This window comes from Citrobacter sp. VF227, assembly GCF_052950715.1.
Window position 1 is genome coordinate 1 of the sequence record NZ_JBRFVF010000679.1, and the last position, 409, is coordinate 409.

The window sequence follows — 409 nt, forward strand, 5'->3', positions numbered from 1 at the left end:
CTTCTGCAACGCGCCAGAACAGATTAGCTACCGAACCGTACTTATCATCCACGAATCAACGCCAGCGTTCACTCGCTGGCGCTTTTCTTTATATAAAGGAAAAAATAATGTCAGTACTCATTACTGCCGACCCCGAAGTGTTAAGCGACCATACCGACGTGATTTGCTCCACCAGCATTGAACGCATCGTCACCGGACGTAATAGCGCACTTAAACAAATTGAGAGACTGATACAACAGGTTGCCGATATCTCGACGCTGACCCGCAGTATCGGCGGTAAAACTGCTCTGGACTGGGCCATGAAGCAGGATTTTCGTTGTGGTTGCTGGCTGATGGAGAAACCAGAAGCGGCAATGAAAGCCATTACCCGTAATCTCGATCGCGATATATGGCGGGATTTAATGAAAAA

General features: G+C 47.9%; 1 pseudogene. It reads left to right on the forward strand.

The window, feature by feature from the left end:
- Nucleotides 1–107: 107 nt before the first annotated feature.
- Nucleotides 108–409 (forward strand): annotated as a pseudogene (locus tag ACU8YC_RS28525) (DUF4942 domain-containing protein); the annotation flags it as partial.